Genomic DNA, 15,527 nt, shown 5'->3' with positions numbered 1-15,527 from the left:
AATGACGCCCGAGCTCGCCCGCGACCGGATCATCGAGACCGAGGCGCTTGCGGCCCGCTACGGTCACGTGCAGGCGCTGCAGCCCACCGACATGCATGTCGGCGAAGGTGAGCTGGTGGCGGTGCTCGGCCCCAATGGCGCGGGGAAGTCCACGCTGCTGCGCGCCCTGGTCGGGCTGACCGTCAGCACCGGCATGGTGCGGTTCCGGGGCGCGCCTCTGCCCCGCGGCAACGCGGTCGCGGTGGCGGCGCGGGGCGTCGTGCTGGTCCCGGAGGGGCGCGGCGTGTTCGGCCCCATGACGGTGGCGGAAAACCTGGAGCTCGGCGCCTATCGGTTGAACGACAGAAGCGAATTCGAGCGGCGGCTCGACAGGGTGCTTGGCCTGTTTCCCCGTCTCAAGGAGCGCATGAGCCAGACGGCCGGCTCCCTTTCCGGCGGTGAGCAGCAGATGCTGGCGGTTGGGCGCGCTCTGATGGCCGAGCCGAAGGTTCTGCTGCTGGACGAGCCGTCGCTCGGCCTTGCGCCGCGGGTGGTATCGGGAATTCTGGAAACCCTGGGGTCGCTCAACCGCGCCGGCCTTTCGGTTCTGCTGGTGGAGCAGAAGGCGCCCCTGGCGCTCGAGCTTGCGAACCGCGCCTATCTCTTGTCCACTGGCCGGGTCGTGGCGGAAGTCGATCCCCGAGAGATCAAGTCCCATGACGACCTCGCCCAGTACTACTTCGCGTGAGAGCTGGCGCAAGGCGGCCGGCGGCGTGCCCTTGAGCACGCGGATCTTGGCCATCGTGCCTTGGGTGATCGGGCTGGCGCTGCTCGCCTATGCCTATAACGCGGGCGGCTATGTCATCTCGATCGTGAATTTCGCGCTGATTTACGCGATCTTCGTCACCGGCCTCAATTTGTTCATGGGCTATGCGGGCCAGGTCTCGTTCGGCCAGAACGCCTTTGCCGGGATCAGCGGCTATACCTCGGCGATCCTCACGGCCACCTATGGCTGGCCGCCCCTGGCGGCGCTCGTGGCCGGGGTGGTTGGCGCGCTCGTCGCGGCGGCGGTGATCGGCTATCCGACCCTACGTCTCAAGGGGCATTACCTCGCCATGGCAACGCTGGCCGTCGGCCTGATCGTCTATGAGGTGGCGGTCGAATGGGATTCGGTCACGGCCGGCTATATGGGCATTTCGGGCATTCCGCCCATGGGGATCGGCGGCTTCGAGGCCTATTCCGACCAAGCGATGCTGATCATGCTGGCGGTGGTGGCGGTGCTTGCCGTGCTGGCCGCCGCCGGCATCCGCCATTCCCGGCTCGGCCGCGCGCTGGTGGCGATTGCCGGCAGCGAGGAGGCGGCCCGGGCGCTCGGCATCAATGTCGCGCGCTACAAGCTCATCGCTTTCCTGATCTCTGCGGCTTACGCGGCGATCGCCGGATCGCTGTTCGTGCATGTGGTTGGCTTCGTCAGCCCCGAGGTGTTCGGGCTGCACATGGTGATCCTGGCCTTCACCATGCTCTATATCGGCGGCATCGGCACGATTCTCGGGCCACTCATCGGTGCGGTCATCATCAACGTGCTGCCGGAGACGTTCCGCGAATTCAAGGACTACCAGGATCTCGCCTATGGTGCTGCGCTGATCCTCATCCTGATCTACATGCCGCGCGGCATTGCGGGTCTTGCCGAATCGTGGCGCGAGCGCCGGCAGGCAGCGCTTGAGGAGCAGCACTCATGATCCGCCTGCGCCTCGAAAACGTGTCGCGCGCCTTCGGCGGGCTCCGCGCCGTGGATGAGGTGAGCCTCGCGGTGCCGAGCGATGGGGTCACCGCCATCATAGGTCCCAATGGCGCGGGCAAGACCACCCTGTTCAACCTGATCTCCGGGGTGCTCGAGCCCACGGAGGGCCGGATCTACTTCGATGACGCGGAGATCACCGGGCTTGCCCCGGAGAAGATCGCGGCGCGCGGGCTGGTGCGCACCTTTCAACTGGTGCAGCTGTTCAAGGACCTGACCGTGCTGGAGAATGTGAAGGTGGGCCGGCATCTCCACACGAAGGGCGGGCTGATCGCCGCCCTGTTCCGCACGCCAGGCGCGCGGCGCGAGGAGCGGGAGGTGGAGGCGCAGGCACGTGCGCTGCTCGAGTTCGTGGGCCTGTCCGGCCAAGCCGAGATGCGGGCCTCGGTCTTGCCCTATGGCCAGCAGCGGCTGCTCGAAATCGCGCGTGCCTTGGCCGCCGAGCCCAAGCTCATCGCGCTGGACGAGCCGGCGGCGGGGCTCAACACCGACGAGAGCAAGCGGCTGAGCCAGATGATCCGGCGCATCGCCGATCAGGGCACCACTGTGCTGCTCATCGAGCACGACATGAACCTGGTGATGAACACGGCGGACCGCATCGCAGTGCTCGACTTCGGGCGGCTTATCGCGCAAGGCGTGCCGGAAGAGATCCGCACCGATCCGGCGGTGCTCAGGGCCTATCTCGGCGAGAAGGAGCCCGCCCATGCCTGACTGGACCTTCCTTGCCCAGGCGCTGGTCAGCGGCGTTTCCACCGGCTGCATCTATGGGCTCGTCGGCATCGGCTTCTGCGTCATCTACAACGCCAGCGGCATCGTGAACTTCGCCCAGGGCGCCTTCGTGATGCTAGGCGGCATCGTCACCTACACGCTATTTGCCTCGGCGGGGGTGCCGATGCTGCTCGCCGCCATTCTCGCCACCCTGTCTGTCGCGGCGGCCGGCGTGGTTTTGGAGCGGGTGGTGGTGCGGCCGCTCTGGGACCGCAACGCCACCATTTTCGTCATGATCCTGGCGACGCTCGCGGCGCAGATCGTGGTCGAGCGCGCAACCCTGATCCTGGTGGGCGATCAGCCGAAGACGCTGCCGGTGTTCACCGACCTGGCCCCCCTGCGCATCGGGACGGTGGCGATCGGCTACCAGATCCTCTGGATCGTGGGGGCCTCGCTGGTGATCATCGCCCTGCTCGGCGCCTTCTTCAAATCGACCAAGGTGGGCAAGGCCATGCGCGCCTGCGCCATCAATCGGGAGGCGGCCATGCTGCAGGGCATTCCGGTGTCGCGCATGCTGGCCCTGTCCTTTGCACTGAGCGCGGCGCTCGGTGCCATTGCCGGCATCCTGATCACGCCGACCCAATACACCGCCTTCAACGTGGGCGTGCCCTTCGCTATTTCCGGCTTCATCGCCGCGATCGTCGGCGGTTTCGGCCGTCCGTTCGGCGCCTTTCTCGGCGGCATCATGCTGGGGCTGGCGCAGGCCATAGCCGTGGTGTTCCTGGATGCGGGGCTCAAGAATGTGGCGGCGCTGACGGTGCTGCTGCTGTTCCTGTTCGTCCGGCCCAGCGGGCTCTTGGGCGCCGCCAAATAAAGGAGCTTTGTCCCATGGATCTCCACACGATCGACTGGAATGCCATTCCCTGGACGCCGGTTCGCGATGGGGTGGAGCGCAAGGTGTTCCACGGGGAGGGCGCAACGGTGACCCTGCACAAGCTGATGCCGGGGCACGAGCCGAAGCCGCACAGCCATCCCAACGAGCAGATCGCTTATATCCTGCAGGGCCGCATCAAGTTCTTCGTGGGCGAGAAGGCGCATGTGATGGGGCCGGGCTGCCTCCTGGTCGTTCCGCCGAATGTGACCCATTGGGGCGAGGTGATCGGCGACGAGCCGGTGTTGAACCTCGATGTCTTTACGCCGAAGCGCCCGGAATATACTTGATCTTCCGGACAGAAGATCAGGACGAGGGAACGCTCATGAATATCGCGCTGTGGCTTGAACGCATGGGCCGGGCCGATCCGAACCGCACCGCAGTCGGCTTCGGCACGCGGGCGCATTTCACCTATGGCGAGTTGGCCGGGCGCGCAGCAGGGATCGCCGGAGCGCTGCGGAAGGACTGCGGCTTCGCCGAGGGCGACCGGGTGGCGGTGGTCGCCAAGAACTGTCCGGAATATGTCGAAATCCTCTATGGCATCTGGGCGGCCGGGCTCGTCGCGGTTCCTTGCAATGCCAAGCTTCATGGCAGCGAATTCGGCTATATCCTGGAACAGTCAGGCGCCCGCTCGGCTTTCGTGTCCGATGGCTTACGCGACACGGTAGCGCCTTACGCGCCGGCGGGCATCGAGCGGCTGGTGACGATCGGCGGCGCCGATTACGCGAAGCTGCTCAGTGCCGAGCCGATCAGCACCATCTACCGCCGCGATAATGACCTCGCCTGGCTGTTCTACACCTCCGGTACCACCGGGCGGCCGAAGGGCGCGATGCTGACCCATGGCAATCTTTCGATCATGGCCCATTCCTATCTTGCGGAGGTGGATCCGACCGCGCCGGGCGATACCATTCTCCATGCAGCGCCCATGAGCCATGGCTCGGGCATGTATATCCTGCCCCATGTCATGCGCGGCGGGGTGAATGTGGTGCCGGAAAGCGGCGCGTTCGAGCCGGACGAGATCTTCGCCCTGGCGCAGCACTGGCGGCGCATGTCGATGTTCGCCGCCCCCACCATGGTGAAGCGCCTGGTGGCGCACAAGGCCGATTGCGATGCGGCCGCGCTGCGCACCATAACCTATGGTGGCGGGCCGATGTATGTGGCCGATGCCAAAGCCGCCTTCGAGCGGTTCGGTCCGCGCCTTGCCCAGATCTTCGGCCAGGGCGAATGCCCGATGACCATCACCACCTTGTCGAAGCAGGTGATCGCTGACAGCGCGCATCCGCGCTGGCTCGAGCGCCTGGCCTCGGTGGGCGTGCCCTTCGCCTGCCTGGAGGTGCGCACAGTCGACGGGGACGGGCGCCCTTGCGTGGTGGGCGAGACCGGCGAGATCGCCTGCCGCGGGGCGATCGTCATGGCCGGCTACTGGGACAACCCGGAAGCGACCGCCAAAACGATCCGTGACGGCTGGCTGATGACCGGCGATATGGGCTCTTACGACGCGGACGGCTATCTCACGCTCAAGGACCGCTCCAAGGACCTGATCATCTCCGGCGGCACCAATATCTATCCGCGCGAGGTGGAGGAGGTGCTGCTCCGACATCCGGCCGTGCGCGAGGTATCCGTCATCGGCCGGCCGGACACGGAATGGGGCGAGGTCGTGGTGGCCTATGTGGTGGGGGACGCCGCGCCAGAGGCGCTCGATGCGTTCTGCATCGCGCACATGGCGCGGTTCAAGCGGCCCAAGCACTATGTGTTCGTGGACGCGCTGCCGAAGAACAACTACGGCAAGATCCTCAAGACCGAGCTGCGCGAGCAGGACCGCCGGGTGCTCTCCACGGCGGCGCAATAGGCTGGCGCTGCGTGGGTCCGGTCAAGGGGTGAGCACCACGCGTCCGGTGACGCGGCCGTCGCGCAGGTCCTCCAGAGCCTGATTGGCTGCCGCAAGCGGCCGCGGGTCTACCGGGATCTTGGCGATGCGGCCGTTGCGGACCATCTCAATCATGTCCCGCGCCTCGGTCAGCGAGCCCGCATAGGTGCCCATCAGGCTCATGGCCTTGATGCCGAACATGGCCGATGACATGGAGAACCGCCCGCCCATCAGCCCGGCCACCACGATCACCGAGCCGCGCGTCACCACGCTCTGGGCGAAATTGATGGTCTCGGGCGTGCCCACATAATCGGTCACCGCCGAGATCTTGCCCACTTGCGCGAAAATGGCCTTGCGCGCTTCCTTGTCGGTGGGGTCGACCGCCATCGTCGCCCCGAGGTCGAGCGCCGCCTGCCGCTTCTGCGGCGAGATATCCGCAGCCACGATGGGCTGGTCCGTCATGGCGCGGGCGAATTGCAGGCCCATCATGCCGAGCCCGCCCATGCCGAGGATGAGCAGGGGCCCGTCATTGAGATAGGCGCCCGTCTTTTTTAGCGCCGAATAGGTGGTGAGGCCCGAGCACATGTAGCTGCCCGCCAGCATCGGATCGATGCCGGTGATGTCGATGAGGTAGCGCGGGTGCGGCACCATCACATGGGTGGCATAGCCGCCATCCACATAGATGCCGATATGCCGCTGCACCTCGCACAAATGCTCGTCGCCACGGTGGCAGCGGCTGCAATTGCCGCAGCCGATCCACGGATAGACCGCATAGCGCGAGCCGATCTCGACGCCGGTCGCCGCCTCCGGCCCGGCCTCGGGGCCAAGCGCCACCACCTCGCCGGCAATTTCGTGCCCGAAGGTGAAGGGCAGGCTGCGCGTTGCCCGTACATCCAGCTGCTTGCCGTCGCCCAGGTCGAAATAACCCTCGTGCAGGTGCAGGTCGCTGTGACAGACGCCACAATGGGTGACCCGCACCAGCACCTCGGTTCCGGTCGGCTCGGGGGTTTCGATCTCGGTTGATTGCAACGGTTCGCCATAGGCGACGAGCGACTGCCGCTTCATAGGGTCCTCCATGGTTTCCGCCTATTCCTATACGGCCAGCCCGCCGCGGCGAAGCCCCAAATGCAGTCATGCCCGATCGTCGGTGAGGGTCCGCGCCAAGGCGCAGAACTGCGCGACCGAAAGCTGCTCCGCCCGGCGTGTCGGCTCGATCCCGACCGCCGCGAGCAGGGGCAGGGGGTCGAGCGAAAGCGCCTGAAGGCTCGACCGCAGCATCTTCCGGCGTTGGCCGAAGGCTGCGGCCACCACTTGCTCCAGCAGATGCACATCACAGGGATCGGGCCGAGCCCGCGGCGTAAACTGCACCACGCTGGAGGTGACCTTGGGCGGCGGCGTGAAAGCGCGCGGCGAGATGTCGAACAGGATGCGCGGCTCCGTGCGCCACTGGGCCAGCACCGCCAGGCGGCCGTAAGCCTTGGTGGCAGGCCGGGCCACGATCCGCTCGGCCACCTCGCGCTGGAACATCAGAGTCATGGATGAATACCAGGGCGGCCACGGGTCCGCCTGCAGCCAGCCCACCAGCAGGGGTGTTGCCACATTATAGGGCAGGTTGGCCACGATCTTGGCGGGCCGGCCCGCTAGATAAGCGGTCAAGTCGACCGCCAGCGCATCGCCGTGAACGATGACGAGCCGGCCGCCGGCCGCGGATGCGATCTCTTCGAGGGCGGGCAGGCAGCGCTCGTCCCGCTCGATCGCGATCACCTCGTCCGCCCCCTCCAGCAGCAGCGCGCGGGTAAGCCCGCCAGGGCCGGGGCCCACCTCGATGATCACATGCCCGGGAAGCGGGCCCGCCGCCCGGGCGATCCGCCGTGTCAGGTTGAGGTCGAGCAGGAAGTTCTGTCCGAGGCTCTTGCGTGCCGCAAGCCCATAGCGGGCGATCACCTCGCGCAAAGGCGGCAACCGGTCGAGCGAAGTTGCGCCGGCGAGGGTCACGCGGTTGCAGAGCTCTTGTCGTGACCCGCCGCATCGGGCCGAGCATCCTGGCTTGCCATCTGCGTGGCCAGCGACAGCGCCGCAATCAGGCTCGCCGGATTGGCCCGGCCGCTGCCGGCCAAGGAGAAGGCGGTGCCATGGTCGGGCGACGTGCGGATGAAAGGCAGGCCGAACGTGCAGTTCACGCCTTCATGGAAGCCCAGCATCTTCACCGGGATCAGCGCCTGATCGTGATACATGCCGAGCACCACGTCATATCCCGCCCGCGCCTCCTCGTGAAACAGGGTGTCGGCGGAAAGCGGACCCTTCACGTCCAGCCCCTCGCTACGCAGCGCTTCGACAGCCGGTGCGATGGTTTCCATCTCTTCCGACCCGATGGTGCCGTGCTCGCCCGCATGGGGATTGAGCCCGCAGACCGCGATGCGCGGATGCTCGAGCCCGAACCAGCGCTGGAGATCCCGGGCGACGATCCGCGCCTGTTCGACGATCAGGCTCTGCGACAGGCGCTGCGGCACGTCCCTCAGCGGAATGTGAATGGTCAGCGGAACCGTGCGCAGGCTGCCCGCCGTGAGCATCATCACGCTGCGCGCCTCATAGCCATGCTCGCGGGCAAGCGCCTCCAGAAACTCCGTGTGTCCGGGATGGGCGAAACCCGCTTCATAGAGCACATGTTTGGCGATCGGGTTGGTCACCACCGCGGCGGTCTCGCCGGCAAGCGTCAGGTCCACCGCCTGACGGATGGCCGCGATGACCAAGTCGGCCGCACTGGCCGCGGGCTGGCCGGGAATGACGCCGACCTCCGTCCCCACCGGCAGCACGGGCAGCGCTTCCGCGAAAATCTCGGCAGCATCGCCCGGGTTTGCCACCTCCTGCAGCGGCACGTCGATGCCCAGCGCCGCAGCGCGATCGGCAAGAATGGCGCTCTGGCCCAACAGGACGAATGGTGCGAAACGGCCGAGCACGCGCCGCTGCCACGCCATGAGGGCAATGTCCGGACCAATGCCAGCCGGCTCGCCGATGGTCAGTGCCAGAACGGAAGGGCGTAGGGACCTGATTGCGCTTGCCGTCTCGTCCGTGCTCGCGTTCATTGACTATAGGCTGGGTCCTTGTAGTCGATGAAGGCGGTCCGCCTCAGCTCGCGAATATACCGCTCGGTGTAGAGGCCGACGCGCTCGCTGAGCAGCATGTTCTCGACCTGCTCGCGGGTGACCTCGGGCGGCGCGACCGTCTGCTTTCCGCAGAAGCCGATCAGCTGGATGCCTTCCTTCGCGCGGCTCGGGCCGAGGATCTTGTTCACGCCCACTTTGTCCAACGCTTCCTTGAGCTGGGGCGGCAGACTCTCAGGCGGCACCGGCACGGTGGGGCGGACCTGGACGTTGAACACGCCGCGCGTCGCTTCCCGCACGCTGTCGCACCCCTTGTATCGCTGGACCACCTGCTGGGCCTCAAGGAAACGGGCATAGAGCAGCTGCTCCTCACCTGCACCACCCATGGCGTCGATGGGCATCCGGATCTCCTGCAGGAGATAGATGGTGCGCGGCTTGCGGGCCGGGTCCGACCTGATTGCCTTCAGCCGCTGCTCGACCAGGGCGGATTCGATATTGGTGTTGATGTTGTAACGGGCTGCGATGAGCCGGTTCCAGGCCAGATTGGCCTCGATCCGCCGCTTCAGGGTGCTGAGATCGATGCGGTGCTTCTTGAGCTGAGCGGCCCACGCGTCGACCGATGACCCCGCGCGGCTCGCCATGCCCTTGAGCGTCTCTTCCACGTCCTGCGGGCTAACATTGACCTTGAGGCGCTTGGCCTCCTGCACCTTCAGCACTTCGTCGATCAGCTCTTCCAGAACCTCCCGGCGCGCGGTCTGCCCGGACGCCTTCGACTGGAAGCCGATGATCTCGTTCATGCGCATCCGCTGCTCGATATCATAGTTGGTGATCGGGCGATCATTCACCGTCACCACCACCGCCTGCTGCGCGTATCCGTCAACGGACAGCAGGGCGAGGCTGAACAGAACCATCAGAATCGCCGCGGCAGCCCGGAGGGCTCGGGCAATCACCCGGGTGCTGAAAATGCGATCGTGCATACCACTCTTCATTACTGATCCAGACTGGCCTTCGCCTGCAATTCGGGGACGGCCCTAGTCAACCCCAAAGCTCGCTCTCGCCGCCCCCAGGGTGCGGAACGATACCGACAAGATGATCGATCGCTCCTGATCGACATCGCGGTCGCGGGTGAAGTCTTCCGCATAAGCGAGGCTCACCGACATGCAATCGCAATCCCACCCGATGCCGATGACGTTGCGAATCTGCCGGTCCACGGCAAGATCATAGCGGAAACCGCCGAAAATGCGCCAGTTTTCCCACAGCCTCAGCGATCCTGCCGTCCAGATCTGCTCCACATCGTCCGGCCGGCCATAGATAGGGGCTGCGGCAACATCGGAATAGTTTACGGCGGCAGTGAGGCGATCGATGGTTGCGGCGATACCGATCTCCTGCGCGTTCAGTTCCATGCTCTCGTCGTCGAACCGTGCCAGATAGGTACCGGTGAGATACTGGTTGGGCTGAACCTGCAGGGCGGCGATCACGTCGGAGGACGAGCCTTCGAGCCCCGAGCCATGCTGAAAACTGTTGCGGCCGGCGAGATGAAAGCTCTGGCCGAGCGTCGCCTTCACAAAGCCGCCAGTGGGGAACAGCAGCGAATAGGTGAAGCCGACATTGGCGCGGGTGCCACCCTCGAACCGGTCATAGCCGGTGAAGCGGTCGCTCAGGAAGATGTTGGTCTGGTCGAGATTGAGCGTGATGGCATCTTCGTTGGAAATCTCGTCCACGTCCGTCTCGTTCGGCGCGGTGATGATCTGCGCGATGGGCGTGAACACGTGCTGAACCCAGCGGTCCGTCCGCACGAAGGGCATGCGCAGATCCAATCCCGCGGTCGGCAACAGGCGCGCGGTGGTGTCGTCCTTGATCAGGCCGGACGGTACCGCGGGGCTCGGTAAGTCGCGCACCCGGAAGACATCGGCGCGCATCGTTGCGAAGGGGGTGGTCACCAGACCGAAATTGGAGACCATCCGCCGCTTCCATTCCAGCTCGCTCACCAGGCGGGTGGCGTCCTCCGCCTGGTCCACCGTCGGGAACGGGATGGTCGGATCCTTCCGGTGCAGGCTGTAGAAATTGTTGTCGAGGCTGAGCTGACCGCCGAATACCGGTCGATCAAACGTGTAGTCGTGCAGGATCTGCGGCACGAGATAGGGCGTGAACCGCTTCTTGTCGGTCTTGAGCAGCCCCTGGAAGTTGTAGGTGGTGGCCCGGAAGAAGTTGCGGTCGTCCAGCCCCTCTATGTAGATCTGGCTGATGAGGTCCGTCCGGTTGTCGATGTCGTAGCGCCGCATGAAGGTCTGGTCGCTGACGGCGGTGCCATCCCAGCCCCAGTGCCAGTTGCGGTTCAGCTGAAAGCGCCCGGCCGAGCGGATGAAGCCACGGAAATGGCGGTCGCCGGGGGAGGGTATGTCGGTGTCCAGCTGATAGATGCCGGCGCCATCGATATAATACTCGCCATTGGCCAGCCGGTGGCGCCACTGGGCGCGGGCGAGTGGCCCCTGCTTGGTGGTGAGAACCGGCAGGAAGGTGACGTCGTAATTCGGCGCCAGCGCCCAATAATAGGGAATCTCGATGCCGATGCCGACGTCGGACGACGAAACGAACCGCGGCGTGAGGAACCCCGACTTGCGGTCGAGCGTCGGGTCGGCCATGGAGATGTCGAAGGGCAGGGGTCCGATCTCGAAGCCGAACAGCTCGAAGGACGCGCCCTTGTGGGTAATCGTCCGCTCTTCCTGGTCGTGGATCGATTCGGCCGCCTTGATCTGCCACACCGGCTTGCCGTCGCGCATCACACAGGTCTGGCACGCGGTGTAGGTGGTGCGCTCGTAGATGGTGATGTTGCCTTCGCGGCGGGTGGCATATTCCGCCGTGATTGTTGCGTTGTTGGTTAACAGGAGCTTGAGATAGCGGGCAAAGCCCTCGCGGAGCCGGTTGCGCAGCTCGATCGTGTCGGCGATCAGCACGTTCCCGCCGGGCTCGCGGAACACCACGTTGCCATTGGCCTCCAGCCGGTCGCGGCGGGGGTCGTAGACGACGCGTGAAGCGTTCAGCACATAGGGGCCGTAAACCAGGCGCACATTGCCCAGGGCGGTCGCGATGCCCGTTCTGCTGTCATAGAGGATACGGTCCGGAAACACTTCCACCGGCGTGCCCTCGGGCAGCGCATGCAGTTGGGGGCGCACCGGGCGGCCCACGCGGCGCGACATTGTGCCAAGGAAAATCTGATTCTCGCGCCCGAACAGGTTGCGCACATCGGTGACGTCGTTGGACAGGATCGGAGGCTCGCCGACGACCTGGCCATTGAGGGACACATCCGTGGCATCACTGGAGAGAACCGAGGACTCGCCGACGACCTGGGCATGACCAATGGAAGACATGGCTGTCAGCGCGGCGAGGCCGCAGGACAGGCAAAGGCCACGGCGCCATACCGGCAGCCGGCGCACGCTCCCGAGCCTATCCTCGGCGCGACGGATCAAGGCCTTTCCCCACGGTTGTCCATCCCCCTCACGTACTCACTCACCCGGCAACGCCACCCCGTTCGGCGCCTCCGCTGGACGCCCACATCAGATCGAACTTGAGAACAGGTAAATAAGTGTCCTATTTCAAAAGATATTTATCCCATCACCATCCTTGATGGAGCGCCGGACCCACACCTTTGTAGCTCGTCATTCAGGGCAAAGACCAGAAAAAACCGCCACACATCAAGGGGACAGAGCGCTCCGCGCGAAAAGCCGAGCTTTGCAGGCGGACCACAACAAAGCGTTACCGGAATGGACGGCTGAATTGTGGATAGATGCATGCGGCCAAGGCCGAATTTCCGTTGTGACGCCGTTCGCTCCGGGCTAGCCTGCGCCGCGGTTTCAATCCGTTGTGAAGAGCGAGAGAGGGCAAGGCAGGGTACAGGCGATGGCGGATGTCCAGGTCCAGGCAATCGACATCACGAAGCGCTTCGGGCAGTTCACGGCGCTGGCTCACATCAATATCGGAATCGAGAAAGGCGAGTTCTTGACGCTACTCGGGCCCTCCGGGTCGGGCAAGACCACGTTCCTCAACATCCTGGCCGGCTTCGAGGCGCCCAGCTCCGGCAAGCTCATGCAAGGTGCCACCGACGTGACGGCACGGCCGGCGGAGGACCGCAATTTCGGCATGGTCTTCCAGGGCTATGCATTGTTTCCGCACATGACCGTCGAGCGCAACGTCGCCTTTCCCTTACGGGTTCGCAAGGTGCCTGCAGCCGAGCAGAAAGCAAAGGTGGCGAAGGCTCTGGAGATCGTCGGCCTCAGCGCTCATGCCCACAAGCGCCCCGCTCAGCTTTCCGGCGGACAGCAGCAACGGGTGGCGCTGGCTCGTGCCCTGGTGTTCTCGCCCGACCTCCTGCTGCTGGACGAGCCCTTGTCGGCGCTCGACAAGAACTTGCGCGAGCAGCTGCAGGTCGAGCTGCAGCGAATCCATCGCGAGGTGCGCACCACCTTCGTTTTCGTGACGCACGACCAGTCCGAGGCGCTCGCCATGTCGAGCCGCATTGCCATCTTCAACCACGGCCGGCTGCAGCAGATCGGCGCGCCGGAGGAGGTCTATACCCGCCCCGGTTCGCTGTTCGTGGCCGAGTTTCTAGGCCAGATCAATCTGTTCCCCTTGACGTCGCCGTCAACGTCGGCTGGGATGGTGTCGGGTGGCTTCGGCACGCGCGTGCTGAAGGCGCCCGGCGCGATTTCGGGAGGCGACGTCGTCCTTGGCGTACGGCCCGAGCACGTCATGCTCGCCAGGTCGAAGGATGGCCTGGCTGAGGGAGCCAATGCGGTCGAGGCCAGGGTGACCGGGATCGCATACCACGGGGCAACCGTGGCGCTCACGCTCGAATCTGCCGAGGCACCAGCGGTGCGGCAGCTGTCGCTGACCGTGCCGGCCGAACTCTGGTCGCGCGAGAGCTACGGCCAGGGAGAGCAGGTTTGGCTCACCTGGCCCCCAGAAAAGGGGATGATCCTGCCGCAGCAAGCGTGAGCCAGCCGGCGGATGTGAACCGACCACAAGACCAAGACAAGGGACCGATGTCCCAGGGGAGATGCAGATATGAACGGAAACTTCCAGAAAGACTGCTTCGAGATCCTCAAGCTGCGCCTCGAGCGCGGCGAGATCGGCCGCCGCGACTTCCTCAAGGGCTTGGCCATGATTGGCGCGCTCCCGCTCGCCCTGCGGTCCGGCGCGCTCACCGCGCAGGAGAAGCAGTTCGTGCTGGTGAACTGGGGCGGCGATGCCATCAAGGCTTTCGACGAAGCCTTCGCCAAGCCTTTCGCCGCCGAATCCGGCTATAACGTGAAGATCGACGGGGCCGGCCCGACGGAAGGCGCGATCCAGGCGCAGGTGGAAAGCGGCAAGGTCTCGTGGGACGTGGTCGATGCTGACATTTTCTCGGCCGAGACCCTGGGCCGCAAAGGATTTCTCCAGAAGATCGACTTCAATACCGTGAAGAAGGAGAACATCCTCGAGGGCGGCTGGAACGATTACGCGGTAGCCGCCTATTACCTCAGCTATGTGCTGGTCTATGACAAGAAGAAGTATGGCGACAATCCGCCGAAGACATGGGCGGACTTCTTCGATGTGGAGAAGTTCCCCGGCAAGCGCACCATGTATAAGTGGATGGTGGGCAATCTTGAGGCTGCCCTGCTGGCCGATGGCGTCGCGCCGGACAAGCTCTATCCGCTGGACGTCGACCGCGCCTTCGCCAAGATCAAAGCCTTCATGCCGAATATCGTCTCCTTCTGGGGCTCGGGCGCGGAGAGCCAGCAGCTCATGCTCGACGGCGAGGCGTCCATGGGGCTGTTGTGGAACACCCGGGCGAAGCTCATCGACCAGGATACGGACGGGGACATCACCTACAGCTTCAACGAAGGCTTCCTCGGCCCATCGTGCTGGGCGATCATGGCCAAGAACCCGGCAGGTCCCGAGGCCGCCAATGCCTTCATCGCCAGCGCGCAGGATCCGCAGCGCCAGATCAAGCTGCTCGAGCTGCTCGGCAACAGCCCGGCCAACCCGAAGGCGGCGCCGCTCGTTCCCGAAGAGCTGAAGCGCTTCGACTGCACCCAGCCGGAATTCGTCAAGGTGCAGCACCAGCTCGATCAGACGTGGTATGTGGACCACTATTCCGCCACGCTGGACAAGTTCCTGACCCTGATCTCGACCTGACGCGGCCTGTGCTCGCGTCCTCGTGAGGGCAGGGGCGGTATGACACCGCCCCCGCTCCTTCGCTTGAGCCCTTCACGGCTCCATCCTCTCAGCCCGGCGGGACCGAGACCGAATGGTTCCAAGAAAAATGGCAGGCGTGAGTAAGCGACGGATCATCGAATGGTGCGTGTTCATCGCACCGCTGCCGCTCTTGCTGGTGGCGGCCTATCTCCTGCCTTTGCTCGGCATCTTCCGCTGGAGCTTCACCAGTCCAACGCCCGGCTTCGGCAACTACACCCAGATTTTCACCGACCCCGCCATTCACGGCATCCTGCTGCGCAGCTTGCGCATCTGCCTGGTGGTCACGGTCATCTCCGTGATGCTGGCCTATCTCATCGCCTATCACTGGGTGTTCGGCCCGCCCTGGCGACAGCGCATCATCGAGATCTGCGTGCTCATCCCGTTCTGGATCTCGGTTCTGATCCGGGCCTTTGGCTGGCTGATCATCCTGCGTCCGCGCGGGCTGATGAACGAATGGCTCATGAGCGCGGGTCTGATTGGCGAGCCGCTGGCCCTGGTGCGCAATGAAGTGGGCGTGGTCATCGGGATGGTGCATTTCATGGTGCCTTTCGCCATCTTCCCGCTGGTCGCGGTGATGCGGCAGATCGATCCCCGTGTGATGGCGGCAGCACGCGGGCTGGGCGCCGGGCCCATACGCCGGTTCTTCGAGGTGTTCCTGCCCCTGTCCATGCCCGGCGTGGTCGGCGCCTTCTTCATCGTCTTCATCTTCGCCCTGGGATTCTTCATCACGCCCGCCATCCTGGGCGGCGGCCGTGTGGTGATGATCGCGGAATACGTATTCCTGCAGATGTCGCAGACCGCGAACTGGGGCCTGGGCGCGGCTTTGTCGGTGGTGCTCCTGATCTTCGTGTCCATCATGATGTGGGTGCTGTTGAAGGTGATCCGCGTCGAGCGTCTGGTGCGCTGACC

14 protein-coding genes are annotated in these 15,527 nt (G+C 64.9%); 9 read left to right on the top strand and 5 right to left on the bottom strand.

Features of this window, described 5'->3' with window-relative positions; genetic code table 11:
* Window position 1 precedes the first annotated feature (1 nt).
* Genes E4P09_RS16140 through E4P09_RS16115 form a run of 6 tightly spaced genes read left to right on the top strand, consistent with a single transcriptional unit; the run spans window position 2 to window position 5,265 of the window.
* Complete coding sequence (locus tag E4P09_RS16140; protein ID WP_137390629.1) at window positions 2-727, top strand: ABC transporter ATP-binding protein; 726 nt, start codon at window positions 2-4, stop codon at window positions 725-727.
* A complete protein-coding gene (locus tag E4P09_RS16135; protein ID WP_137390628.1) occupies window positions 696-1,718 on the top strand; it encodes a branched-chain amino acid ABC transporter permease in 1,023 nt (340 codons plus the stop codon). The genes E4P09_RS16140 and E4P09_RS16135 overlap by 32 nt, the downstream gene beginning before the upstream one ends.
* The gene (locus tag E4P09_RS16130) at window positions 1,715-2,488 is read left to right on the top strand and encodes an ABC transporter ATP-binding protein (protein WP_137390627.1); all 774 of its coding nucleotides are present in this window, start codon (window positions 1,715-1,717) and stop codon (window positions 2,486-2,488) included. The genes E4P09_RS16135 and E4P09_RS16130 overlap by 4 nt, the downstream gene beginning before the upstream one ends.
* Complete coding sequence (locus E4P09_RS16125; protein WP_137390626.1) at window positions 2,481-3,359, top strand: branched-chain amino acid ABC transporter permease; 879 nt, start codon at window positions 2,481-2,483, stop codon at window positions 3,357-3,359. Before E4P09_RS16130 ends, E4P09_RS16125 begins: the two co-directional genes overlap by 8 nt.
* Window positions 3,360-3,373: 14 nt before the next feature.
* Entirely contained in the window at window positions 3,374-3,706 is a 333-nt protein-coding gene (locus tag E4P09_RS16120; protein WP_137390625.1) for a cupin domain-containing protein, read from the top strand.
* Window positions 3,707-3,741: 35 nt separating this feature from the next.
* Complete coding sequence (locus E4P09_RS16115) at window positions 3,742-5,265, top strand: AMP-binding protein (RefSeq protein WP_137390624.1); 1,524 nt, start codon at window positions 3,742-3,744, stop codon at window positions 5,263-5,265.
* Window positions 5,266-5,286: 21 nt separating this feature from the next.
* On the opposite strand, the gene E4P09_RS16110 is transcribed toward E4P09_RS16115, so the two are convergent.
* The 5 genes from E4P09_RS16110 to E4P09_RS16090 all read right to left on the bottom strand — a co-directional run bounded on the left by E4P09_RS16110 (window position 5,287) and on the right by E4P09_RS16090 (window position 11,851).
* Window positions 5,287-6,348, bottom strand: a complete 1,062-nt coding sequence (locus E4P09_RS16110) for an alcohol dehydrogenase (RefSeq protein ID WP_170984465.1) — start codon at window positions 6,346-6,348, stop codon at window positions 5,287-5,289.
* Between the two features lie 66 nt (window positions 6,349-6,414).
* Window positions 6,415-7,278 (bottom strand): 16S rRNA (adenine(1518)-N(6)/adenine(1519)-N(6))-dimethyltransferase RsmA, encoded by an 864-nt coding sequence (gene rsmA, locus E4P09_RS16105; RefSeq protein WP_137390622.1) that lies wholly within the window; start codon window positions 7,276-7,278, stop codon window positions 6,415-6,417.
* Window positions 7,275-8,366 (bottom strand): 4-hydroxythreonine-4-phosphate dehydrogenase PdxA, encoded by a 1,092-nt coding sequence (gene pdxA, locus E4P09_RS16100; protein WP_137390621.1) that lies wholly within the window; start codon window positions 8,364-8,366, stop codon window positions 7,275-7,277. The genes rsmA and pdxA overlap by 4 nt, the downstream gene beginning before the upstream one ends.
* Window positions 8,363-9,361, bottom strand: coding sequence for a SurA N-terminal domain-containing protein (locus E4P09_RS16095; RefSeq protein WP_170984464.1), 999 nt, complete (start codon window positions 9,359-9,361; stop codon window positions 8,363-8,365). The genes pdxA and E4P09_RS16095 overlap by 4 nt, the downstream gene beginning before the upstream one ends.
* A gap of 54 nt (window positions 9,362-9,415) precedes the next feature.
* Window positions 9,416-11,851: an LPS-assembly protein LptD gene (locus E4P09_RS16090; RefSeq protein WP_137390619.1), complete on the bottom strand. Its 2,436-nt coding sequence runs from the start codon at window positions 11,849-11,851 to the stop codon at window positions 9,416-9,418.
* Window positions 11,852-12,281: 430 nt separating this feature from the next.
* Here E4P09_RS16090 and E4P09_RS16085 point away from each other — a divergent pair, with 430 nt between their 5' ends.
* The 3 genes from E4P09_RS16085 to E4P09_RS16075 all read left to right on the top strand — a co-directional run bounded on the left by E4P09_RS16085 (window position 12,282) and on the right by E4P09_RS16075 (window position 15,525).
* The gene (locus tag E4P09_RS16085) at window positions 12,282-13,376 is read left to right on the top strand and encodes an ABC transporter ATP-binding protein (RefSeq protein ID WP_137390618.1); all 1,095 of its coding nucleotides are present in this window, start codon (window positions 12,282-12,284) and stop codon (window positions 13,374-13,376) included.
* A 69-nt stretch (window positions 13,377-13,445) separates the two neighbouring features.
* The gene (locus E4P09_RS16080) at window positions 13,446-14,558 is read left to right on the top strand and encodes an ABC transporter substrate-binding protein (protein ID WP_137390617.1); all 1,113 of its coding nucleotides are present in this window, start codon (window positions 13,446-13,448) and stop codon (window positions 14,556-14,558) included.
* A gap of 136 nt (window positions 14,559-14,694) precedes the next feature.
* Window positions 14,695-15,525 carry an ABC transporter permease gene (locus E4P09_RS16075; RefSeq protein WP_239025230.1) on the top strand — a complete coding sequence of 277 codons (831 nt, stop codon included), beginning with the start codon at window positions 14,695-14,697 and terminating at the stop codon, window positions 15,523-15,525.
* Window positions 15,526-15,527 lie beyond the last annotated feature (2 nt).

Origin of the sequence: Rhodoligotrophos defluvii, assembly GCF_005281615.1 — a bacterium.
In the GTDB taxonomy this organism is placed as follows: Bacteria; Pseudomonadota; Alphaproteobacteria; order Rhizobiales; family Im1; genus Rhodoligotrophos; species Rhodoligotrophos defluvii.
This window is presented reverse-complemented; position numbering and strand designations above follow the sequence as displayed.